Below are 22,929 nucleotides of genomic sequence, written 5' to 3'. Positions count from 1 at the left end.
TGCATGAAGGGAATTGACTAAACTTAATCCCCCAAGAATTACAACTGAGCCAAAGCATAGCTTTTGATAGGCTAAAGCCATGCTTTTCTATGTCTAAAGCGCCGCTTTACAGAACAAAAACAACCTATATCATCTACGCAAGCTTAGAAAATAACGCAAAATATAATCCACCACAACAAACAACAGCTTTTAAGAAGCTCCTTCATCTCTAGATTCCTTATTCATAGGCTATTCAGAAGAAAGATGAAGGAGAGAATAAAAATAAAAAAATCATAGGCTGATTTAAAATAAATATCCCAATGATTGATTTTAATCATTGGGATATTTATTTTAAACACTTCGATGTTTATTATGAACTAGTCAAAAGCCCATCTTTTTTTCAGCATTTAATATTCAATTCATTCAAAACCTTACGTATTGCCTCAAATGTAGTAATACGAGTGGGAACCAGCGGCAAACGAAGCTTGTTCTCGATCATACCCATCGCATTTAACATTGATTTTACGCCTGCCGGATTTCCATCGACAAATAGCAAGTTAAATAATTCCGTAAACCGATGATGAATAGTCAACGCATTGGCAAAGTCTCCTTGAAGCGCCAAACGTGTCATGCGACTAAATTCACGAGGAAAAGCATTACCAATCACCGAAATCACACCAACAGCACCTAATGTTATGAGAGGAAAGGTAATACCATCATCTCCAGAGATTACATTAAAGTTTTCCGGTTTATTTTTAATAATATCATCCATTTGCGTGATATTGCCGGATGCTTCTTTAATAGCAACTACGTTATTGAAATCACGGGCAATCCGTAACGTAGTTTCAGCAGTCATATTTACTCCCGTACGTCCCGGAACATTATACAATACGATGGGGAGCTCCGTAGCTTCCGCAATCGCTTTATAATGCTGATAAATACCTTCTTGAGAAGGTTTATTATAATATGGCACCACAGACAATATCGCATCAACCCCTGTAAAATCATCGTTTTTCAATGTTTCTACAATAGCGCGAGTATTATTACCACCTACACCCAACAGAATAGGAATTCTTCCGTTAACGCGGTCAATTACCATCTTTTTTATGGTTTTCTTTTCTTCCTCGGTCAGAGTCGGTGTTTCAGCTGTAGTTCCCAGCACACACAAGAAATCCGCATTATTCTGCAATAGATAGTCCACCATACGCATCAACGCGTCATAGTCAACGCTCTCATCCTCTTTGAAAGGAGTAATCAGTGCTACCCCCATTCCTTTCAATTTAGTCTGTATCATGAGTTTTAATTATAATCTCTAATTTATTTAGCCGCAAAAGTACGAATATTTTTCTTATCTTACGATATAAGTTTCAGAAATTCGTCTTCGCTTAATATGGTTATTCCAAGTTTTTTTGCTTTTTCGAGCTTTGCAGGTCCCATATTATCTCCAGCCAGGATAAAACTCGTTTTCGCGGAAATGCTTCCAACATTTTTTCCTCCGTTTTTCTCGATAAGTTCCTTATATTCGTCACGCGAGTGATGGATAAACACGCCGCTGATAACAATAGACTGTCCTGCCAACTTATCAGTGTATCCACTCAAATCTTCCTCTGTACGATAAAGTTGCAGTCCAGCCTCCTTTAGCCTGTTAACCAACTCACGATTAGACTCATTAGCAAAATAAGCAAGTATACTTTGAGCTATTTTTTCTCCGATTTCATCGATACTTACCAATTTTTCAAGATCTGCCTGCTGTAAATCATCGATATTCTCAAACGACTTCGCAATCTTTTTAGCCACAGTCTCACCAACAAAGCGGATTCCTAAAGCAAAGATTACACGCTCGAAAGGAACTGTTTTACTTTGCGCAATTCCCGTTACGATATTCTCTGCCGATTTTTCACCCATACGATCCAAACCTTTGATATCATTAGCTGTAAGTTTATACAAGTCGGCCGTATTTTCAATTAATCCCAAGCGATAGAACATATCCACCGTTTCCGGCCCTAATCCATCAATATTCATAGCCTTTCGACTAATAAAATGCTCTATTTTGCCTTTGATTTGAGGAGGACACGCTGTTTCATTCGGGCAATAATGAGCAGCTTCTCCTTCATACCTGACTAATTTACTGCCACATTCGGGACAATTAACGATGAACCGAACCTTCTCACCAAGCATAAAACTACGTGCATCTTTATCAACCCCTGTAATCTTAGGAATAATTTCACCACCTTTTTCTACATAAACCATGTCTCCAATATGCAAATCAAGCCCCTCGATAATATCCGCATTGTGCAAGGACGCACGTTTTACAACCGTTCCTGAAAGCTGCACAGGATCCAGATTAGCTACCGGTGTGACAGCTCCGGTTCTTCCTACCTGATAAGTCACCTTATTCAAACGGGTCAACGCACGTTCTGCCTGGAATTTATAAGCAATAGCCCATCGAGGAGATTTAGCCGTAAATCCCAAATTCTTCTGCTGCCTCAAACTGTTCACCTTTAAAACAATCCCATCTGTGGCAACCGGCAGATTTTTACGCTCTACATCCCAATAATTGATAAATTCAAAAACCTCCTCTAATGTCTGGCACTTACGTGTCAAATCAGAGATTTTAAAGCCCCATTTTGCCGCTTCCTGAAGATTTTCATAATGTCCGTCACAAGGCAGGTTATCCCCCAGCAAATAATACAAATAAGCATCCAGTTTGCGGGAAGCCACAATAGAAGAATTCTGCAACTTCAATGTGCCGGAAGCCGCATTTCTCGGATTGGCAAAAAGCGGCTCTTCACGCGCTTCTTTCTCTCGATTCAACTCTTCAAACACTTCCCATGGCATAAGAATTTCTCCACGTATCTCAAAAGAGGCAGGATAATTATCACCATGCAATACAAGCGGAATAGAACGGATCGTTTTCACATTATCCGTCACATCATCCCCCTTTTCTCCATCACCACGGGTGACGGCACGAACCAACTTCCCATCTTCATAAGTCAGCGAAATAGAAGTACCGTCATATTTCATTTCACAACAAATCTCGAAATCCTCATTTAATGCCTTACGGACACGGTCGTAGAAGTCCGTCACTTCCGCTTCCGAATATGTATTTGCCAGTGACAACATAGGATATTTATGAGCCACTTGCGTGAAATTCTTGTTTAAATCGCTACCTACACGCATCGTAGGCGAATTTTCATCTTTATATTCCGGATGTGCCTGTTCCAAATCCTGAAGTTCACGCATCTTGTCGTCAAACTCTTTATCCGAGATTTCAGGAGCATTCAACACATAATAATTATAATTATGCCGGTGAAGTTCGGCACGCAATTCCTCTATTTTTTCCTTTATATCCATATTTCTTCGATTGTTTAAGGCAAAAATACATGTTTATCTTTGAATATTTGTACTTTTGCGAAAAATTAAAAGATTATGCGCATTGATATTATAACAGTTTTACCCGAAATGATTGAAGGATTCTTCAATTGTTCTATCATGAAACGAGCTCAAGATAAAGGACTTGCAGAGATACATATTCACAATCTGCGTGATTATACCGAAGATAAATATCGCCGTGTCGATGATTATCCTTTTGGAGGGTTTGCCGGAATGGTTATGAAAATAGAACCCATTGAGCGTTGCATCAATGCTCTGAAGGCAGAACGCGACTACGATGAAGTTATTTTCACGACCCCTGACGGAGAACAGTTCAACCAGCCGATGGCCAACAGCCTCTCGTTGGCACAGAATCTCATTATTCTTTGCGGACATTTCAAAGGTATCGATTACCGCATCCGCGAACACCTGATTACTAAAGAAATCAGCATTGGAGATTACGTATTAACAGGAGGAGAACTAGCAGCAGCGGTGATGGCGGACGCCATCGTACGTATCATCCCCGGAGTCATTTCTGATGAACAGTCCGCACTTTCCGATTCTTTCCAGGATAATTTGCTGGCAGCACCTGTATATACACGACCTGCGGATTATAAAGGATGGAAAGTTCCCGATATTCTCTTATCCGGCCATGAAGCAAAAATCAAAGAATGGGAACTGCAACAATCCTTGGAACGTACCAGAAAACTTCGTCCCGACTTATTGGGAGAATAAAATAAAGTGTAAATAAAAACGACGGTGAAGAATATGTAAATCCTCACCGTCGTTTTTATTTTGCCTTCAGTTTATAAAGATCTTACTGATAGCTAATCGTTAAACACAGACTTATTTTTCATCCGCTGTTTCCAGCCTGCTTATTCTTCCTTTATTCAAAAGAAAAATAGCATTTTTCTCGCAGACTTAGCGCGAATGGTTATTGTATGTTCCCAATTACACCTCAAGCGCACCAATAATTTCCTTTACAGACTTACATCCGTGTCTTTCCAGGTAATTATTTATACCATCTTCCACTTTAATAGTAACAGCAGGATCTATGAAATTTGCCGTACCAATCTGGATAGCTGTCGCACCTGCAAGCATGAATTCGACAGCATCTCTCCAGTCCATAATACCTCCTAAACCAATGACAGGAATATTTACCGCCTTAGCAACTTGCCATACCATACGCAATGCAATAGGTTTTACGGCCGCTCCCGACATTCCTCCTGTTATCGTTGATAAAATAGGGCGTTTACGTTCCGCATCAATCGCCATACCCAGCAATGTATTGATTAATGACACGCTATCTGCACCACTTTCTTCTGCTGCGCGAGCTATTTCGGTGATATCCGTAACGTTTGGGGAGAGTTTTACGATAAGTGTCTTTTTGTAAGCAGAACGCACTGCTTTCACTACTTCTGATGCCCCTTTTGCTGACACACCAAAAGCCATACCTCCTTGCTTCACATTGGGACAAGAGATGTTTAGTTCTATAGCAGGAATTTTGTCAAGTTCGTTAATGATTTCAGCCGTTTTCACATAATCTTCGATAGCAGACCCCGAAACGTTTACAATCATATTCGTTTGAATGTCTTTTATACGGGGATATATATGCTCTACGAAGTAGTCAACACCTTTATTTTGCAGTCCTACAGCGTTTAACATCCCAGAAGGAGTCTCTGCCATACGCGGATAAGGATTCCCTTCACGTTTGTGAAGAGTCGTCCCTTTTACAATAATACCACCTATTCGCGTTATATCAATAAAATCAGAGAACTCTTCACCATATCCAAATGTACCGGATGCCGTCATTACCGGGTTCTTCATTTGTAATTCACCAATGTTTACACTCAAATCTGCCATAGTAGTTTATTTATATTAAAAACAGGACCTTCTTTACATACACACAAGTGACCTTCTGTCGTATTTTCCACACAGCACAAGCATGCTCCGATACCACAAGCCATTGTATTTTCCAAAGAAACTTCACATTCTATCTGATTACTTTTGGCATATTTTGCCACAGCCACCATCATTGGTTTAGGACCACAAGTGTAAATCTGCTCAAATCGTACCTTATTTAATATAGAATGTTGAGTTACGTATCCTTTTTCGCCATGGCTACCATCCTCCGTAGTAGTATACACCTCTCCATATTTGGCAAACTCTTCCAGCTGCAACAAATCTTTGTCGCTACGGGCACCTAACAAGAACGTAGGTTTGTGGCCTTTTTTAGCCAATTGTTCACCTAAATACAACATGGGAGCTGTTCCGACACCTCCACCAACTAATAAGAGCTTATCAGAAGCCTCTTGAGGCATTGTGTATGCATTTCCCAGCGGAAGCACCACATTAATTGTATCACCAGAATTAGCCTCTGCCAGACGTCTTGTTCCATCACCAACCAGCTGGATCAGAAACCAGACCTCATTTCGCTGTTTATCTACAAAATTAATAGAAATAGGACGACGCAAGAATGTAGTAGGCGAACCGTCCACCCGGATTTCTGCAAACTGCCCAGGTAACATTTCGGGCAGTAATGACTGAGACGTCAATTTTAGCAATACATAGTTTGCATTCAATCTGATATTCTCGGTCACTGTCAGATCTAAAATAAATTTCTTCATGTATGGATATAAAAGTATAAATTCGTATTCCGGGTGCAAAGATACAGGAAATTGCTCAAACCACCGATTTTACTCTTTATTTTTCAGGCCTAAACGTCTCATAGGTATTATCATCGAAAAATATTCTTATTTCTGTGATTTTCCTGGCAGGCTTTTCTATATACCTAATCTCTTGTTTTACAATCTCTTTAGGGGCATTTTCAGCGTTTCTTAATGGCATTTCCTTGCGATTTTCCGGAATAGCCGACTCTTTGGACGAATTTATGAGATTCTCGTCGAATAAAGAAGGCAGATAATCGCTATTAGAAGAAGAAAAAGATGTCTCTTCTTCAGATACCATCATTTCGCCCTTTCCATAAAGCAACCATTCAAGATTTACATAGTCATACTTTTGATGAACCTTCATTACGACCTCTAAACTGGGTTTATTCCGATCATTTAAAATATGAGAGAGAGTAGATTGTTGTACTCCGATTGTTTCAGCAAAAACTCTAGGAGGAACTTTTTCTCTCTCCATTATCATTCTGATTCTGTCTTTTATTTCCATACTACCTTCTTTTTATTACAATTGTATGTGTTATGCACCTAATTCACAAAAATACATATTACATCATTGATTATACAAAGGTAAATATTTAGATTCACAAAAGCAAATTACAAATATAAAAATATTAATATCACAAAAATATACTGCTCTATACAAATCGAATATTACGTTTGTATATCAAACAAAAACAGTAAATACAAAGATATATCTTTAGTTGAATAATTATATATAAAATGCAGATATATAGATATATAACTGGTGTACATACAAGCCAAATAGAGTTATTCACAAATATACATACCACCTAAAAGAAACCTTTATAGTATAAATTGACATAACAACGCATATCACACTGAACTACAACTAAATAAGTAGATATTTCTTATTTGTTAATTGTCATACAACTACATTTGTATATGTAATATTAATATTGTAAACGCGTAAATACACTATTGTGAAGAACTCTTTTGGATCACATTTGTATTGAATTCACATTCCTATATTACACATTGGTAACATGCTAAATATACAAAAGTAAATATCGATAGTTGCAAAAGCAATAAAAGGAAGGAATCAACCCATACTTTACCAATGTATATTACTATTTTTGTCTAATCATCCTTTACAATTTTCTCTAAAAAGCAAATCCTTGCGATATTTCTGTACCAATCTCCAGATATTTATTTTTTTTCGATTCTAGAAGGCTTATTTTTTGTATAAACAAATGATATACAATAGTTTAATCCCAATAAAGTGAATCTATATTTCTATTAAACTAGAAAAAAATCATGCTGTAACAATCCAATATAGTCTGAACTATCAAAATGACATTAATGGGCAACTTTAGAAAAAGAGAAAATCTCCATTCTCACTATAAAATGGTAGCATCAAAATCTAAAATGCTTTTTTGATAAAACTCAAGGATCAGTAAACTTTTCTCGTTAAAAAATTCAAGCTTTAGATTTAATGAAAATGTATTTTCTGAAAAGATAGGGCAATATAAAATTAAAAAACTGTTTGTGTGATTAGCCAAACAGTAACTCTATAAAACGATGAAATAACTAAATTTATTTGTAAAAATAATCACAGAAAATAGTGAGAGGACTTTTTGAGATAAGTATAATTGCGGGAATATAAAAAAGACATATACTCCCCATTTCTATCTATGGTAAAAGTATATGTCTGATGATATATGTAATTCTTAATTCGACTTAATGCAAAATTTTAAACACCAGCTCGCGAAGAATATCCCCATCTGTCATAGAACTGTTTTGGACTCCTTTAGATTTTGCATCAGCATATCGTATTTCTCCAACAATTTGCATCGTCTTTACTCCACTATATTTTCGCATTGCCGCCATATAATCCCGAGCCTGCCATGGAGTTCTTAATCCTAGCATGTTTGCAATTCCTTGCTCTGATTTATCCGGCGCATAATAAGTCAACATCAAGTTGGAGTAAAAGCTAAATAATAGAGACAGCGTCATTTGGATTGGATTTGTTTTCGGATTTTCCTCAAAATATTTTATTATTTTGTTCGCTTTCAATATATCCTTTTCCACTAAAGCACTGCGCAATTCAAAGTTATTATAGTCTTTGCTTATGCCGATATTCTTTTCTATCTGTTCAGGAGTAACACGTTTTTGTCCAGCAGGTAAAGTGATAATCAGCTTTTCAAGTTCTCCGGTCAGACGACTTAAATCCGAGCCTACAAAATCAGCAAGCATAGAAGTTGCCTTCGGTTCCACATCAACCCCTTTTCGTTTCATATATGAAGCGATAAAACCGGGAAGTTGCGCATCTTTGATTTTTTTAGACTCAAACAATACACCTGTTTTTTCCACCTCGGCAGCTAACTTCTTTCTACGATCCAAAGTTCCATGCTTATGGCATATCACTAAGATAGTGGAAAGTAAAGGCTTTTGAAGATAATATGACAACTCCTCCATATTACGCACGGCCTGTGCTTCCTTAACGACTACTACTTGATGTTCTGACATCATGGGATAACGCTTTGCGGCATTTATAATCGTTGCCACATCCACGTCAGCACCATACACAACAGTCAGGTTGAATTCTTTTTCCGTTTCACTCAACACATTATCTGTTATGTAATCTGCAATCAAGTCGATATAATACGACTCTTCTCCCATCAGGTAATAGACAGGGCGATACTGCTTTGCTCTCAATTCCTTGAGGATGTCATCACAGGTCAATTCTTGTTTTGCCATATATATTTTTTCAGAAAGACCGGATTACCAGTCGAATTTCAAGTGTTTAACAGTTTTCTTTTCATCAATAATCATACGCAGAGAAGCAATGCCAATTTCAACATGCTCTTCTACATAATTTCTGGTCACCAAATTATCGCTTTTATCCGTTTTCACTCCATCGGGAGTCATTGGCTGATCAGATACCAATAATAATGCACCGGTAGGAATATGATTGGCAAAGCCACAACTAAACAGAGTTGCAGTTTCCATATCGACTGCCATAGCCCGTGTCTTTGTCAGATATTCTTTGAACGCATCATCATGTTCCCAAATACGACGGTTAGTGGTATATACAGTACCGGTCCAATAGTCGCGGCCTTTGTCACGAATGGATGAAGAAACGGCACGCTGCAACATAAATGCAGGCAACGCAGGAACCTCGGGAGGAAAATAATCATTGGAAGTTCCCTCCCCACGGATAGCCGCAATAGGAAGAATCAAGTCACCAAGCTGGTTTTTCTTGTCGATACCACCACATTTTCCGAGGAATAAACATGCTTTGGGGCGAATAGCACCCAGCAAGTCCATGATGATAGCAGCGTTGGGACTTCCCATACCGAAGTTAATCATTGTGATACCTTCGGCAGAAGCAGAAATCATATTTGCGTCCCTTCCTAAAATAGGAACATTAAACTGATTTGCGAAAATCTCGACGTACTTGTTGAAGTTAGTCAACAGAATATACTCTCCAAAATCCTCCAGGTTACGTTTTGTGTAACGCGGCAGCCAATTAGCTACGATTTCTTCTTTTGTTTTCATAATTATCTATTAAATTTGTGCTCCCAATAATGGGAACCATTATTTAACTTACAAAAATAATAAATGTTATCGTTAAACCTACCAGTATTCGACACTAAAATAAACGTACGAAACGGAAAAAATGTAATTTTCGACGTTATTCGTAAACGATATGTCGCCCTTACCCCTGAAGAATGGGTACGGCAACACTTTGTTCACTTTCTTATTGCACACAAAGGATATCCGACTACCCTTCTTGCCAATGAAGTAATGGTGAAGTTGAACGGTACTACCAAACGATGCGATACAGTACTTTACCGGAGGGATTTATCAGCCCGGATGATTGTAGAATATAAAGCACCACACATTGAAATAACGCAAGCTGTTTTCGATCAGATCACCCGATATAATATGGTACTGAAAGTAGATTACCTGATTGTCAGCAACGGAATGCAACATTATTGCTGCCGTATGGATTATGAACATCAGAGCTATACGTTCCTCCAGGATATTCCTGATTACCATTCTTTATAAAATAATCCGCTGTATTCGCCTTAAAAAACAGCATTGCCGACAAGAATAAAATAGCGTCACTATCCCCTCAAGATAGTGACGCTATTTGCCTACTATGGTGACGCTATCCCGAACAGATAGCGTCACTATACCAACTACCCTTCCAGACAGTCTTCAAACGGCTTTTTACTTCTGCGTTGCAGCATTTTTCCCACTACCATCATCTGCTTTCTTTTTACTGAATCGCTCTTGCAATTTCTGCATCAATTCGTAAAAATTAGGAATATAAATGGTAGCCAATAAAGTATTCATAGCCATACCAAACACAACAGCGGCTCCCAATGCTATACGACTTTGCGCACCTGCGCCGGTAGCGAACAACAACGGCATCACTCCTAGTACAAAAGCAAAAGATGTCATCAGGATCGGACGCAAGCGGACATGTCCCGCTTCAAAAGCAGCTTCCCGAATCGAATTACCTTCGGCACGGAAATCACGGGCAAATTCCACAATCAAAATACCGTTCTTTGCCGAAAGCGCAACAAGCAGAATGATACCGATTTGCGTATAAATACTGACCGGAGTTCCCATAATCAGACAGCCAATCATAGCACCCAATAATGCGACCGGCAATCCGATAACGGCTGCCACCGGGCTGGTCCAACTCTCATACTGTGCAGCAAGTACCAGGAAAGCAACAATTAGAGCCATCACAAGTACAATGGTAGTCGTATTTCCTGCCTGTGTTTCCTGATAAGCCACAGAAGTCCATTCATATCCAAACTCATCTCCCAGCTGTTCCTTAAATAATGCTTCCACTTCCTGTATGGCCTGCCCGGTGCTACTTCCCGGAGCAACGTTACAAGTCAGAGAAGCAGTCGAGTACATATTATAACGGTTTATTTGATCCTGTCCTAACTGTTCCTCCACTTTGGTGAAAGAAGAAAAAGGTACCATCTCTCCTGCCGCATTCGGCACACTTAGTTTCAAGACATCATCAATCACGCGCTGTGCCTGATCCCGTGCCTCAATCTTCACTTGATAGATACGTCCGAATTCAACAAAATCATTCACATAAGCCGCTCCCATATAATAGCCCAATGTAGAGAACACATCATTCAAGGCAATCCCCATAAACTGCACTTTATCACGATCAATATTCAAGAAATACTGCGGAACATTTGCCTGATACTGACTGGACACAGATCCTAAAGCCGGTTTAGAATGATAAGAAGCAAGCAACGCATTGATAGCTTGTTGCATTTCCGTCGGTCCCAGGTTACGCCGGTCTTCCAACTGAAGTTGCAAACCGCCGGAAGCACCCAGTCCCGGAATAGCCGGAGGAACCATCGCAAATACTTCCGCAGCCTGAATAGTCATATACGCTTCACCATTAAAACGGTTGACTACGGCAGCAGCCGTATGCTCCTTCCCTTTCCTTTCATCCCAGTTTTTCAGTACCACAAAATAAGTTGCCGAGTTGCTCTGCTCGCCGCCACCCATTATCGAGAAGCCGGAAATGCCAATATAATTCTTCACTTCCGGATAAGAATCCAGAATTGCATTAACCTTATCTCCCACTGCCTGCGTACGTTCAAGGCTGGCTGCAGGCGGAAGTTGAACAACAGCAATAAAATATCCGTCATCCTCGTCCGGAATGAAAGTAGACGGCCAATGCATAAAGAGCAATACAGCAATAACAGTCAAGGCACCGTAGGAAACAAGAGCCATTCCGGGACGTTGAAGCAACCATTTGACAATCTTGTCATACACTCCTTGCGTCTTGTCGTATGCCTTATTGAAACCTTTGTATATAAAGAAGTTAGAAGGTTTGCTCTTTTCAAGAAACAACGCACAGAGCGCAGGAGTCAATGTCAACGAATTGAAACCGCTCAACACGGTAGAAGCGGCAATAGTCAATGCAAACTGCTTATACAACTGCCCTGAAATTCCGCTAATCATCATCGTAGGAATAAACACAGCCAGCAATACAAGCACTACCCCGACAATCGGGCCTGTAATCTCTCCCATCGCTTTCGTCACCGCTTCGCGGGGGGAGTACTGCCCGGTTCCCAGTAACCTCGAAGCATTCTCCACCACCACTATCGCGTCATCCACCACAATGGCAACTGCCAGAATCAGCCCGAACAACGTCAGTGTATTGATAGAGAAACCAAATGCCGCCATCACGGCAAATGTACCAATCAACGATACCGGGATGGTAATACAAGGAATAATCACAGCCCTCCAATTCTGCAAGAACAGGAAAATAACGAGAATCACCAGCAAAGTCGTTTCAAAGAATGTGACCATCACTTCATCAATAGAAGCATGGATCACATCGGTCGTATCCAAAGTGACATTATACGAAACTCCTTTCGGGAAACTTGCCGCCAATTCCTCCATTTTAGCCTTCACTCCTTTGGATACATCCAGCGAATTGGAACCCGGTTGCTGGTAAATAGCAATGGCAGCCGTAGGTTTTCCATTCAATCGTGACACTACGCTATATGACGCAGAACCCAAGTCGATGCGTGCAATATCCTTCAGGCGAAGCATCGCTCCGTTCTGTTCGCGGCGGATAATAATATCGCCGAACTGTTCTGGAGATTTCAATCGTCCCTGGACATTCAATGTATACTGAAAAGCATTATTATTATCCTGCCCGATAGGTTGACCGATATATCCGGCAGATACTTCCACATTCTGCGACTGGATAGACTGATAAACCTGTTGCGGTGAAATATCCCGTATACGCATAGCCTCCGGATCGAGCCAGATGCGCATTGAATAGTCCCCAGCTCCCATAACATTCACAGCACCCACTCCGGACACACGTGTCAGCTGGTCTACTAAATTCAGTTTGGCATAATTAGTCAGATACAGGCTATTGTATACAGAATCCTGCGAAGTCATTGTCAGGAACATCACAATGTTTGAAGACTGTTTCTGCACAGTGACTCCTTGCACTACTACCGGTTCCGGCAGTGATGATTGCGCGATACTTACCCTGTTTTGTACCTGCACAGTTGCCATATCGATGTCCGTACCGACAGCGAATGTAATGGTCAGAGAATACGCTCCCGAAGAGGAAGAATTGGAAGACATATAAAGCATACCATCTACACCATTCACCTGCTGTTCGATAGGAATACCCACTGTTTGGGCAACAGTTTCAGCATTTGCCCCGGGATAAACGGCAGAGACCTGCACCGTTGGTGGCGTGATCTCCGGAAATTGCGCCACAGGCAATATATTGAGTGTGACCAGACCGGCTACTACAATAAGCAGGGCAAGAACAGTAGCAAATATCGGTCGGTTGATAAAAAACTTAGAAAACATAATATATAGGTTTAAAAGCAGCCTCTCCACAGCCTTCTCCCAAAGAGAGGGAGCAAGAAGTTACCTTTGTTAATTAATCGGTTTTAAGTACATCGCCTTTATTGATTTCATTTGTTAGTCAATCAGTTAGCAAAGGACTTTACTTTTCTCTCTTGGGAAGAGAATCAGGAAGAGGCTTTATCTTCATTCCGTCTCTGACTTTCATCAAAGCCTCTGTGACATACTGTTCTTGCGGAGAAAGTCCTCCCACTACCTGCCGTAAAGTGCCGTCGACCAACTGCCCTATTTCAATATGCCGGTAATGAACTATATTCGAATCATTTACAACATATAAATATTTACCCAACTGATCGGTCCCGATAGAACCTTCCTTCACCAGCACCGCATTTTTAGCTTCTCCATAAGGTAAAGTAATGCTTACATACAACCCACTCTTCAATATCCCTTTCGGATTATCAAAATTGGCACGAACCGTCAGCGTTCCTGTATTCAAATCTACATTGGGTGAAAGATAGTCGAGGGCAGCCGGATAAGTTTCAGTTCCCTCCTTTCCCAGTTGAACCATTATTTTCTGCGGAAGATTGGCTGGTAATTGCTGGTTATCCATAGCCATCGTCAACCATTGATTATCAGCTACATTGAAGTAAGCATACATCTGATTATCCTTATAAATAGTAGCCAATGTAACCGGCTGCAACGAGCCGCCGACATAACTTCCTACATCCACCGTCGCCTTACTGATAGTGCCATCAAACGGCGCGCGAACATAACAATATCCCAAGTTTGTACGAGCGGTACTCAAAGCAGCTTCCGCATTGCTGACAGCTGCAACCCCTTCTGCCACAGACGATTCAGCCTGAAGCACCTGTATCTGACTGACAGCATCACTCTTTACAGCCTCTTTCATACGGCTATAATTATTACGGGCATATTCCAGTTGAGCCTGGGAGGTTTTCAGTTCTGCTTCTGCCTGCTCCACCTTGTCTTTATACAAAGTAGGTTCAATGACAAACAGCAGTTGTCCCTGTTTCACTCGTCCGCCAGGAACATACGAGGTAGACTGCAAGGTTCCGTTCACTCGGGCCACAAGATTCACCGTTTTTTCAGTTGTCAGATAGCCCGGGTAATCTTTCGTCAAAGTAATATCCTCCACTACGGGGTTGGTCACGCTAATTTCCGGAGTGGGCATACCTCCCATCGCTCCTGTACTTTTCTTCTCCTTGCAACCTGTCAATATAGGCAGTGCAAGAAAGATATACATCAGTTTTTTCATATCTGTTAGGTTATATATTTTTGATTGATTTTTTTATTCTCTCCAACCGCCTCCCAAAGCCTTGTAGAGGGCTATCAGTTGCAAAAGTGAACTTCCTTGTGCCTGTACCAGCTGATTTTCGTAAGATAACAGAGAACGTTGCGCATCGAGTACGTTTTGGAAAGGAGAGAGTCCCTGCTTGTACAGTTCCAGTGAAAGTTTCAATGTCTCAATCCCTTGATTACGCACTTCCCGCAGGGCGACAATCTGTTTGATTGAATTCCGGTAGCCATTCATAGCGTTGTCAGTCTCCTGTACGGCAGTCAAAACCGTCTGGTTAAACTGATTGATCGCTTCATCCAGTTGCGCTTTCGCCAGTCGGGTTGCGTTCACCAACTGTCCTCCGCTGAAAATAGTCCAGCTCAATGACGGAGCGATTTCATAAGTCATACTTTTACTTTTGGTGAGATCCTTCAAATCACGGGCGGCATATCCAAATGATCCTTTCAAGAAAACTTTCGGCAACCAATCCGCTTTTGAGGCTCCCAGCAATGCCGCTTGTGCATTCACGCTCAATTCCGCACCTCGTACATCAGGCCGTCTCAATAACAAATCGACAGGTAGCCCCACTCCGATCGGTTCCATGTAATCAGGCAGTGTTCCGCCGGATTCGAGAACCGGACGAATATCCTGCGGATACATTCCCAATAAAACGGCCAATGTCGTTATATACTGACTGATACCCGCTTCCAGTTGAGGAATGGAGGCTTTCGTATTATACAACACAGACTTAGCCTGTGCCACATCGAGCTTGGCAACAAGTCCGGTATTATAGCGTACCTCGGTGATTTTCAGTACTTCCTCCTGCGAAGCACTGTTTTTCTTCACCACCTCAAGTTCTTGTTGCAATTCCCTTAGATTGATATAGGCCGAGGCTACCTCCGCAGCCAACGAAACCATAACACCTGTGTACTCTTCCTTACTGGCGGCAAAATTCTCTTTCTGTGCTTTTACCCGCTTGCGGATACTGCCAAAGATATCCAACTCCCAACTCATACTTAACGAAGCATCATAATAATGATCCGTTGTTTGAGGCAGCGAACTGGTATTTCCACTTGTTTCCTGACGGGTCCACCCTGCATTCAGTCCGATGGAAGGAAAGAAATTACTACGTTCTATCCAAAGATTGGCACGGGCAGCGGCTATACGGTTGATTGCCATTGCAACGGAATAATTACGATCTACTGCCAGAGCTATCAAAGAGTCCAGTTTGGCGTCTTGGAATGACTTCCACCAATGGTCATCCACCGGAAGTATCTGTTGAAACACTTCCCCGCTCTCTTCCCAATCGTTAGGGAGCGGAGCTTTCAAATAACGGTTTGCAGTCTGTCCAACCGCAGTTACAGTTGAAAGAAACATAAGGAGCGATGTGCCCCACACTCGTATACTCATATCAGTTCAGGTTTTTATGAAATGAAAAGATAACAACTAAAGGGTAAGTTTGTTTACCGGAGTAAAATTGGAGTAAAACTCCCACGCGACGCAATATTATTTTGAAGTATTCAATTTCCCTTTATACGGGCACTTACTAAAACAAAAAAAGCCCCGCATTGCTGCAGGGCTTACTTTATATATCAAAATAGTAACTTTACTTACTACTTCACTGCTTTCTTTATTCAGCAGTTTTTCTTCTAATAGCTCTTTTGGTAGTAGTTGCCGGAGCTTCTTCCACCTTGTGTTCGATTTGTACACCAGCCAATTCCGGGTCAATCATAATACGTCCGCAGTATTCGCAAACGATTACTTTCTTACGAGAGCGGATATCCAGCTGTCTCTGGGGCGGAATCTTGTTAAAGCAACCACCACATGCGTCACGTTGTACATACACAATACCCAATCCGTTACGAGAGTTCTTGCGGATACGTTTGAAAGACTGCAACAGACGTGGTTCAATCTTAGTTTCCAAGTCTTTAGCTTTGTCTCTCAATTTCTCTTCTTCCTGTTTGGTTTCAGAGATAATTTCATCCAGTTCGCTCTTTTTCTGCTCCAGGTCTTTCATCCTTTCGTTAAGAATCTGATCGTTCTTTGTCACTTCAGCCTCTTTTTCTTCTTTATCAGCAGAATATTCTTTGATTCTCTTTTCGCAAAGTTCGATCTCCAATGTCTGGAATTCGATTTCCTTTGTCAAGAAGTCATATTCACGGTTGTTGCGAACATTGTCTTGTTGTGACTTATATTTTTCTACTGAAGCCTTTGCTGTTTCGATTTCTACTCTCTTGCCGGCAATAGCAGATTTCAGTTCATCCACTTCAGCTTTGATCTTGTCGATACGGGTACTCAAACCGGCAATTTCATCTTCAAGGTCTTGCACTTCCAACGGAAGTTCACCTCTCAATGTCTTGATTTCATCAATCTTAGACAACATCGTTTGCAGTTGGAACAGTGTCTTCAGTTTCTGTTCTACCGTCAACTCATTCGGATCTTTTTTTGCTTCTCTAGCCATTTTACTTATAAATATTTTATGGGATTCGTATTTATTTTACTCAATTGGAGTGCAAAATTAGGAAATAAATCCCGGATTATGGAATAAAAAATTTCTTTTGTATATTGTTCGCTTTCGTAATGACCAATCTCCGCCATCAGAATATCTTCTTCGTGACCGAAATAATCATGATATTTAATTTCGCCGGTAATAAAAACATCCGCTCCCGACCGGATTGCCTGTGGAAGCAAAAATGCACCTGCACCGCCGCACAATGCCACTTTCTGTATCTCTCTTCCTTTCAGCTTGTTGTGACGCAAACATCCCACTTCGAATGTCTTCTTGATGCGTTTCAAAAATTCGAGTTCTGTCTCCGATTCATCCAGTTCACCGACAATTCCCGATCCCGCCTGCGACCAGTCGTTCAATAACGGATAAATGTCGAATGCCGGTTCCTCATAAGGATGGGCAGCCAATAAAGCCTTGATGGTTTCCGCCTTTTTAAAGGAAGGAAGAATCGTTTCAATCCTCACCTCCTCTTCGTGGTGCAGTTCTCCGATTGTTCCACAAAAAGGATGCGTTCCCTCTTTTGCCCGGAAAGTTCCCTCTCCTTTCAGATTGTAACTGCATGAATCATAGTCGCCTATATTTCCGCATCCGGCAGCAAACAGTGCTTCGCGTACCGCGTCAGCTTGTGCGTAAGGGACAAACGTCACCAACTTAACCAAGTTATTCTCTTTCGGCTCAAGCACTTTCAAATTCTTCAATCCGATTTTTTCGGCTATCTTATAATTGACTCCACCTTGTGCATTATCCAGATTGGTATGCGCCGAATAGATCACAATATCATTCTTTATTGCTTTCAATATACAGCGTTCCACATAATCCTTGCCCGTAATGGATTTATATCCTTTAAAAATCAGCGGATGATGAGATATGACGAGATTGTAACCCAACGCGATCGCTTCATCCAACACAGCTTCAGTAACGTCAAGACACAACAAAGCCCCTGTTGCTTCCGCTTCTGTCAATCCGATTTGCAGGCCGGCATTATCAAAGCCGTCTTGCAATGGCAGAGGCGCGAATCGTTCAAGGGCGCTTACTATTTGCTTAATTTTCATTATTTGTAGAAAATTTGGTTGCAAATATAATAAATAAAAAAGGAATAATCATACTAAACGATCGTTTTTTAGAGAATTTATCGTTATCCGTTTTCTTGAGACCACCGTAAAAAGATATCAAACACCACCCGAAAACTATCAAATAAGACCTAAAAACTATCCGATGATAGAAATTCCCCTAAATTCCGTCGGATTCTCCCCCAGCGGGATCGACAAAATACCTTAAACTTGCAACATCAAAATTTTAACAACGAATACTCACATTTTAAAAACAACACATATGAAAAGTTTAAGCTTCAGAAAAGACTTGGTAGGCGTTCAGGAAGAACTACTACGTTTCGCATACAAACTGACAACAGACCGCGAAGAAGCGAACGATTTGCTGCAGGAAACCTCATTAAAAGCATTAGATAACGAAGAAAAATATACACCTGATACAAATTTCAAAGGATGGATGTATACCATCATGCGCAATATCTTTATCAATAACTATCGCAAGGTAGTTCGTGACCAGACATTTATTGACCATACGGACAATCTCTACCATCTTAATTTACCGCAAGATGCAGGGTTTGAAAGTACGGAAAAGACATACGACCTGAAAGAGATGCACCGCGTAGTCAATGCTCTTCCGAAAGAATACAGAGTTCCGTTCGCCATGCACGTTTCCGGATTCAAATACCGCGAAATTGCAGAAAAACTGAATCTTCCGTTGGGCACTGTAAAGAGCCGTATCTTCTTCACGCGCCAGAAATTACAGGAAGAACTGAAAGACTTCCGCTAAACCCTAACTATATCTACATCAGTTTCAGATTAAACAATTGATTTCATTTTTCAGTTTTATCAATAGGCAAAAGGCAAAGAGAGTGTATATTCTTTTTGCCTTTTGCCTATTTTCATCGGACAAATATGGATAAAAATCAATGCCGGAATAAAAACTAATTATAAAATTCTGCGTAAAACTTCCGTTATTTATTGAAAATCTGTATTTTTACTTCCACTAAATAATAAATACGATGAAAACAATTCTGACTCTACTGTTGCTGATAGTTGTGACGGCCTCCTGTCAACTCAAAAAGAGTGATAATACGGAAACAGCTGTAGCCGAGTCTACAGAAATTGACAATGCCGAAGATTGCACGGCAGATACGGTCAAAGCTACTGCTATCTTCTGGATTGATAAGGCAGAAACCAAACACTGCAAAGAGTACGGCTTTCGTACCATCAAAGCCCATGTTCTTATTCGTGAAGATGGAAAGGTCGATTTGATGTCATTCGTCAAAAAACAATCCCCGGCTGTAGAGACGTACATACGCCATCATCTTTCCAAATTTAAAGTGTCGGAAAAGATGTTTGAAGGCGGATATGTGCAACCCGGAGAACAATTCGTGCAGCTTCGCTGCTTATGGGGAATGTTGAAAGGCAAGTAATCAATGTGCTCACAACCGGAGCTAAAAACAAAGATAACCCGTTGTCTTAGCGTCTATCTTTCGCTTTTCATCTGTACTTTGTTTTTCAGCGCATACCGTTCGTCTACCACCCTGTCGGTAGGAAAGAAAGTAAAAATAAGCCGCCACTCTCCTTCTTTATAGATAAATTTACGCCCGCTGGCTCCACGAAGAATTACTTTGTGCTTTTCCCGCAGGAACGATTCGATATGTTCCGGCATTTCAGTGCCGGATGCCGAAAACTCCACTGTTATAAAAAAATGCGGAATAGAAGTTTCAGCCACTTTACGGAATATCTGATCGGTAATTGTCATTTTCGGGGTTCTTTGGTTACCTCTAATAATTTCCCATATGCGTCAAAAGATCGGCGTGAAGCCAATGAAATAGTAATCATCAGCGACAGCATAGATGCCGTAAAAGTAATCACCATAATCATCATCTGATACTTGATGGCAACATTCGGACTACTTCCTCCCAGAATTTGTCCGATCATTGTGCCCGGAAGAGCAACCAATCCCATCACGGAAATGTTCGCAATCAGCGGACTGAAGGATTTAATAATGGCCTGTCGGATAAATGGAGCCTGCGCTTCCTGCCTTGTTGCTCCGTTCCCCAGTAAATAACGGTACAACTGTTGCTCACGTTTTAATCCGCTATAATACGTATTCAAAGCTATCACATTGCTCGAAAGCATATTACCCATCAGGATACCGAATATCGGAATAAAGTATTGGGCGCTAAATATATTGTCCAATTGAAGAACAATACCGATAAAGTACAAGCCTACCAGTACAACACTACAAAGAAATCCTACCGTAATAGGGATTAATAAGATACGACGTTTCAACTGGGTACGCACCAGTGCTGTCTGTCCGGCTACGAATATCATAATTATCACCCAAAGGAAGTTAATCCAGGGATTGTTCCATAAAAAGAGATATTTCAGATACATGCCGATAAAGAACAGTTGGATAATCATCCGTACTGTACCAATCAGGGCAGGTTTCAGTAGTCCCGTTTTAAACTTCCAAAGATAAAAGAACGGGATGGCAAGCAGAAGCAAGCCTATAAAAAGATTATAATATGATATATCAATCGTTCCCACAATGTATTCTTAACAATTCTATCCGATTCGTATTAGAGTTCTCTCCAATCGTTACAATTCTATTAAATAATGACAACCCGAAGCAAAATCCTTATCATGCGATACGGCCAGCACTGCTGTTCCCTTTTCCGCCTGTCGCCGGAAAAAAGACAAGACCCTACCGGTCGAATCGGCATCCAAAGCAGAAGTCGGTTCGTCTATAATAATCAGAGGTTTATTGAGCATAGCGGCTACGGCGAGCATGATGCGTTGACGCTGACCGCCCGACACTTCATTCACTCTCTTGGTATATAATTCATGTTCCAGTCCCAATTCATCAAAACAGGCAAAAAGCCTTTCTTCCGAAAAAGGGACAGAACGGTTCACTTTCAGTCCGAACGGGAGAGCTACCATCTCTTTCACCCATTCGAAAGGCAATGCCAATTCCTGGGGAATCCATGCAATCTGCCGCCTGACTGTATCAATAGTCGATTTATCCAGTACCATTCCTCCTATCCTGATTATCCCTTCTTTCAACGGAACAAAACCCATTATCGCATTCAGTAACGAAGTCTTTCCACAGCCAGATTGTCCTACAATACAGGCAGTTTCTCCCCTTTCCAATTTCATATTAAAACCGGAAACAAGAACCTCTGTCCCAAAAGCAATACAAATGTTCTCAATATGTAGCATTTAATCGTACCTTTTGAAAATTTCACCAAAAGTATAAAAAAACAAGGGCATACGTATCAAAATCCCTTTGTTTTCTTAGAAATTTTCTTAGAACGACATGTTTTGTCGTCACGTGACATTATCTTTGCTCTTGATAATTAAAATTAATACCAAATATGGGCAAGAAACGGGAAGGAATGCAACGAATGCTGGTCATTATCAATAAATTAAAAGGACCTCAACAGTATGTGCCACGTAAAGAATTGGAGAACTACGTGACACATCGCATGGAAGAACGAGATGGAACACCTGTAGACATAAGAACTTTGCAGCGAGACTTCAAAGATATAGAAGATCTATTTGGTATCCGCATCTGTTTTGATAAGAAACAAAACGGTTATTATATCAATGAGGAAGACGATTTGAAAAAGGAGCAGTACGAACGGCTTCTGCTAAACTTCGACCTATTGAATGCTTTGGACAAAACTTCCAACCTACACACCTATGTTCTTGCCGAACATCATCGACCAAACGACAGTGAATGTCTTCCGGCATTGATAAAAGCCATTAAATTCTTTCACCCGGTAGAATTCAGTTATATTTATGTACGTGAAGGAGACAAAGTACGCAAAAAGAAAGTCTTACCTTATTATCTGAAAGAAGACCAGCAAAGATGGTATCTCCTCGCCTATGACAACAACATATTAAAAACTTTCAATATAGACTGTATCCGCAATCTCCAAATCCTTTATGAGGAAACCTTCAAAAGGAATATGAATATTGATGCAAACAACTTATTTAAAGACAGCTACGGCATCTGGAATCAGACAGATATTCCAGTAGAAAATATTGAACTAAGCTATAGTGCATTAGATGGTAGTTTCTTGAAATCGATTCCTTTGCATCATTCACAAGAAATCATTACGGACAATGAGATGGAATTTCGAATCAGATTACGCCTTCGTATTACTAATGATTTTGTAATGGCATTGCTCTCACGTAGTAGTTCACTTACAGTAATTGAACCGTTACATCTTCGGGAACGAATACGGAGAATTTATGAGGAAGCAATAAAAAGACATTTATAATATAACGTTTAACATTAAAACTATGAATCTATTTAAAGCATTATTTGGTAGCAGTTTTTTTCAGCAAGAAATGAAACGTAATCAACAATATCGCGACAACTATGCCTGCTGCGATGATATTGACGTAAATATTGATCTTGCAGAAGAAATTGAAAACGAAACACAGAATGAAAAACTGGTTTTGTCTGACTATATACCTGAATCTTATTTATATGACAATGAGAATAGAGAAATGGATGATGAGATAGATTTGATAGAGTAAGAAACGAAGACTATACTTAAACCTAAAAAAAACAATACCCTAGAGTGTTATATTGCAAAATATATCTATATTTGCACTGTCATCATAAGCAATTATATGACATTACATTTTATTAGATGAAAGTGTTTT

General features: G+C 40.5%; 21 protein-coding genes. 6 read left to right on the top strand and 15 right to left on the bottom strand.

Annotation, left to right across the window (positions count from 1 at the left end; all coding sequences use genetic code 11):
• Positions 1-379 precede the first annotated feature (379 nt).
• Entirely contained in the window at positions 380-1,273 is an 894-nt protein-coding gene (dapA, locus tag DW862_RS18190) for a 4-hydroxy-tetrahydrodipicolinate synthase (RefSeq protein WP_004312921.1), read from the bottom strand.
• A gap of 59 nt (positions 1,274-1,332) precedes the next feature.
• Positions 1,333-3,333 carry an NAD-dependent DNA ligase LigA gene (gene ligA, locus DW862_RS18185; protein ID WP_120069759.1) on the bottom strand — a complete coding sequence of 667 codons (2,001 nt, stop codon included), beginning with the start codon at positions 3,331-3,333 and terminating at the stop codon, positions 1,333-1,335.
• A gap of 75 nt (positions 3,334-3,408) precedes the next feature.
• Between ligA and trmD the strand changes: the two genes are divergently transcribed.
• A complete protein-coding gene (gene trmD / locus DW862_RS18180) occupies positions 3,409-4,086 on the top strand; it encodes a tRNA (guanosine(37)-N1)-methyltransferase TrmD (protein ID WP_004312919.1) in 678 nt (225 codons plus the stop codon).
• A 216-nt stretch (positions 4,087-4,302) separates the two neighbouring features.
• Here trmD and DW862_RS18175 read toward each other — a convergent pair whose 3' ends face one another.
• The 5 genes from DW862_RS18175 to DW862_RS18155 all read right to left on the bottom strand — a co-directional run bounded on the left by DW862_RS18175 (position 4,303) and on the right by DW862_RS18155 (position 9,557).
• A complete protein-coding gene (locus DW862_RS18175; RefSeq protein WP_004312918.1) occupies positions 4,303-5,214 on the bottom strand; it encodes a dihydroorotate dehydrogenase in 912 nt (303 codons plus the stop codon).
• A complete protein-coding gene (locus DW862_RS18170; protein WP_004312917.1) occupies positions 5,202-5,978 on the bottom strand; it encodes a dihydroorotate dehydrogenase electron transfer subunit in 777 nt (258 codons plus the stop codon). Before DW862_RS18170 ends, DW862_RS18175 begins: the two co-directional genes overlap by 13 nt.
• Before the next feature lie 76 nt (positions 5,979-6,054).
• Positions 6,055-6,525, bottom strand: coding sequence for a helix-turn-helix domain-containing protein (locus DW862_RS18165; RefSeq protein ID WP_120069755.1), 471 nt, complete (start codon positions 6,523-6,525; stop codon positions 6,055-6,057).
• Positions 6,526-7,736: 1,211 nt separating this feature from the next.
• Positions 7,737-8,756 (bottom strand): DNA polymerase III subunit delta, encoded by a 1,020-nt coding sequence (holA, locus tag DW862_RS18160; protein WP_008022370.1) that lies wholly within the window; start codon positions 8,754-8,756, stop codon positions 7,737-7,739.
• A gap of 24 nt (positions 8,757-8,780) precedes the next feature.
• Positions 8,781-9,557 (bottom strand): AMP nucleosidase, encoded by a 777-nt coding sequence (locus DW862_RS18155; protein WP_004312914.1) that lies wholly within the window; start codon positions 9,555-9,557, stop codon positions 8,781-8,783.
• Positions 9,558-9,620: 63 nt separating this feature from the next.
• Here DW862_RS18155 and DW862_RS18150 point away from each other — a divergent pair, with 63 nt between their 5' ends.
• Positions 9,621-10,070 (top strand): type I restriction enzyme HsdR N-terminal domain-containing protein, encoded by a 450-nt coding sequence (locus tag DW862_RS18150; protein ID WP_008022371.1) that lies wholly within the window; start codon positions 9,621-9,623, stop codon positions 10,068-10,070.
• 165 nt (positions 10,071-10,235) lie between these two features.
• Here the strand turns inward: DW862_RS18150 and DW862_RS18145 are convergent, their stop codons facing one another.
• The 5 genes from DW862_RS18145 to DW862_RS18125 all read right to left on the bottom strand — a co-directional run bounded on the left by DW862_RS18145 (position 10,236) and on the right by DW862_RS18125 (position 18,246).
• A complete protein-coding gene (locus DW862_RS18145; protein ID WP_120069752.1) occupies positions 10,236-13,391 on the bottom strand; it encodes an efflux RND transporter permease subunit in 3,156 nt (1,051 codons plus the stop codon).
• Positions 13,392-13,530: 139 nt separating this feature from the next.
• Positions 13,531-14,664 carry an efflux RND transporter periplasmic adaptor subunit gene (locus DW862_RS18140; protein WP_165861943.1) on the bottom strand — a complete coding sequence of 378 codons (1,134 nt, stop codon included), beginning with the start codon at positions 14,662-14,664 and terminating at the stop codon, positions 13,531-13,533.
• 33 nt (positions 14,665-14,697) lie between these two features.
• Positions 14,698-16,095 carry an efflux transporter outer membrane subunit gene (locus tag DW862_RS18135; RefSeq protein ID WP_120069748.1) on the bottom strand — a complete coding sequence of 466 codons (1,398 nt, stop codon included), beginning with the start codon at positions 16,093-16,095 and terminating at the stop codon, positions 14,698-14,700.
• A 220-nt stretch (positions 16,096-16,315) separates the two neighbouring features.
• The gene (locus DW862_RS18130; RefSeq protein ID WP_004312909.1) at positions 16,316-17,146 is read right to left on the bottom strand and encodes a zinc ribbon domain-containing protein; all 831 of its coding nucleotides are present in this window, start codon (positions 17,144-17,146) and stop codon (positions 16,316-16,318) included.
• A 5-nt stretch (positions 17,147-17,151) separates the two neighbouring features.
• The gene (locus DW862_RS18125) at positions 17,152-18,246 is read right to left on the bottom strand and encodes a Nif3-like dinuclear metal center hexameric protein (protein ID WP_008022379.1); all 1,095 of its coding nucleotides are present in this window, start codon (positions 18,244-18,246) and stop codon (positions 17,152-17,154) included.
• 280 nt (positions 18,247-18,526) lie between these two features.
• Between DW862_RS18125 and DW862_RS18120 the strand changes: the two genes are divergently transcribed.
• Together DW862_RS18120 and DW862_RS18115 are read left to right on the top strand one after the other, a co-directional pair.
• Complete coding sequence (locus DW862_RS18120) at positions 18,527-19,030, top strand: RNA polymerase sigma factor (protein ID WP_004312907.1); 504 nt, start codon at positions 18,527-18,529, stop codon at positions 19,028-19,030.
• Positions 19,031-19,262: 232 nt separating this feature from the next.
• Positions 19,263-19,676: a DUF4891 domain-containing protein gene (locus DW862_RS18115; RefSeq protein ID WP_004312873.1), complete on the top strand. Its 414-nt coding sequence runs from the start codon at positions 19,263-19,265 to the stop codon at positions 19,674-19,676.
• 53 nt (positions 19,677-19,729) lie between these two features.
• On the opposite strand, the gene DW862_RS18110 is transcribed toward DW862_RS18115, so the two are convergent.
• From DW862_RS18110 to DW862_RS18100, 3 genes are read right to left on the bottom strand one after another with little or no spacing between them, the layout of a single operon-like run.
• On the bottom strand, positions 19,730-20,008 hold the full coding sequence (locus DW862_RS18110) for a hypothetical protein (protein ID WP_004312874.1): 279 nt from the start codon (positions 20,006-20,008) through the stop codon (positions 19,730-19,732).
• Positions 20,005-20,799: an ABC transporter permease gene (locus DW862_RS18105; protein ID WP_008022384.1), complete on the bottom strand. Its 795-nt coding sequence runs from the start codon at positions 20,797-20,799 to the stop codon at positions 20,005-20,007. The genes DW862_RS18110 and DW862_RS18105 overlap by 4 nt, the downstream gene beginning before the upstream one ends.
• 51 nt (positions 20,800-20,850) lie before the next feature.
• The gene (locus tag DW862_RS18100) at positions 20,851-21,471 is read right to left on the bottom strand and encodes an ATP-binding cassette domain-containing protein (protein ID WP_120069744.1); all 621 of its coding nucleotides are present in this window, start codon (positions 21,469-21,471) and stop codon (positions 20,851-20,853) included.
• Positions 21,472-21,626: 155 nt separating this feature from the next.
• On the opposite strand from DW862_RS18100, the gene DW862_RS18095 reads away from it, so the two are divergent.
• Together DW862_RS18095 and DW862_RS18090 are read left to right on the top strand one after the other, a co-directional pair.
• Complete coding sequence (locus DW862_RS18095) at positions 21,627-22,538, top strand: YafY family protein (protein WP_015531125.1); 912 nt, start codon at positions 21,627-21,629, stop codon at positions 22,536-22,538.
• 22 nt (positions 22,539-22,560) lie between these two features.
• Positions 22,561-22,800: a hypothetical protein gene (locus DW862_RS18090; RefSeq protein WP_004312878.1), complete on the top strand. Its 240-nt coding sequence runs from the start codon at positions 22,561-22,563 to the stop codon at positions 22,798-22,800.
• The last annotated feature ends 129 nt before the right edge of the window (positions 22,801-22,929 follow it).

Source organism: Bacteroides sp. AM37-9 (assembly GCF_003603455.1).
Taxonomy (GTDB): Bacteria; Bacteroidota; Bacteroidia; order Bacteroidales; family Bacteroidaceae; genus Bacteroides; species Bacteroides xylanisolvens.
Note: the sequence above shows the minus strand (reverse complement) of the source record. Positions and strands in the feature narration are given on the sequence as shown.

Bases quoted from the DNA above. Each gene is read 5' to 3' on its own strand.
- DW862_RS18125 (WP_008022379.1), bottom strand. From the start codon at position 18,246: ATGAAAATTAAGCAAATAGTAAGCGCCCTTGAACGATTCGCGCCTCTG.
- DW862_RS18140 (WP_165861943.1), bottom strand. From the start codon at position 14,664: ATGAAAAAACTGATGTATATCTTTCTTGCACTGCCTATATTGACAGGT.
- DW862_RS18135 (WP_120069748.1), bottom strand. From the start codon at position 16,095: ATGAGTATACGAGTGTGGGGCACATCGCTCCTTATGTTTCTTTCAACT.
- DW862_RS18090 (WP_004312878.1), top strand. From the start codon at position 22,561: ATGAATCTATTTAAAGCATTATTTGGTAGCAGTTTTTTTCAGCAAGAA.
- DW862_RS18110 (WP_004312874.1), bottom strand. From the start codon at position 20,008: ATGACAATTACCGATCAGATATTCCGTAAAGTGGCTGAAACTTCTATT.
- DW862_RS18130 (WP_004312909.1), bottom strand. From the start codon at position 17,146: ATGGCTAGAGAAGCAAAAAAAGATCCGAATGAGTTGACGGTAGAACAG.
- DW862_RS18145 (WP_120069752.1), bottom strand. From the start codon at position 13,391: ATGTTTTCTAAGTTTTTTATCAACCGACCGATATTTGCTACTGTTCTT.
- DW862_RS18175 (WP_004312918.1), bottom strand. From the start codon at position 5,214: ATGGCAGATTTGAGTGTAAACATTGGTGAATTACAAATGAAGAACCCG.
- holA (WP_008022370.1), bottom strand. From the start codon at position 8,756: ATGGCAAAACAAGAATTGACCTGTGATGACATCCTCAAGGAATTGAGA.
- DW862_RS18095 (WP_015531125.1), top strand. From the start codon at position 21,627: ATGGGCAAGAAACGGGAAGGAATGCAACGAATGCTGGTCATTATCAAT.
- DW862_RS18165 (WP_120069755.1), bottom strand. From the start codon at position 6,525: ATGGAAATAAAAGACAGAATCAGAATGATAATGGAGAGAGAAAAAGTT.
- DW862_RS18120 (WP_004312907.1), top strand. From the start codon at position 18,527: ATGAAAAGTTTAAGCTTCAGAAAAGACTTGGTAGGCGTTCAGGAAGAA.
- DW862_RS18100 (WP_120069744.1), bottom strand. From the start codon at position 21,471: ATGCTACATATTGAGAACATTTGTATTGCTTTTGGGACAGAGGTTCTT.
- DW862_RS18155 (WP_004312914.1), bottom strand. From the start codon at position 9,557: ATGAAAACAAAAGAAGAAATCGTAGCTAATTGGCTGCCGCGTTACACA.
- DW862_RS18150 (WP_008022371.1), top strand. From the start codon at position 9,621: ATGTTATCGTTAAACCTACCAGTATTCGACACTAAAATAAACGTACGA.
- trmD (WP_004312919.1), top strand. From the start codon at position 3,409: ATGCGCATTGATATTATAACAGTTTTACCCGAAATGATTGAAGGATTC.
- DW862_RS18170 (WP_004312917.1), bottom strand. From the start codon at position 5,978: ATGAAGAAATTTATTTTAGATCTGACAGTGACCGAGAATATCAGATTG.
- dapA (WP_004312921.1), bottom strand. From the start codon at position 1,273: ATGATACAGACTAAATTGAAAGGAATGGGGGTAGCACTGATTACTCCT.
- ligA (WP_120069759.1), bottom strand. From the start codon at position 3,333: ATGGATATAAAGGAAAAAATAGAGGAATTGCGTGCCGAACTTCACCGG.
- DW862_RS18115 (WP_004312873.1), top strand. From the start codon at position 19,263: ATGAAAACAATTCTGACTCTACTGTTGCTGATAGTTGTGACGGCCTCC.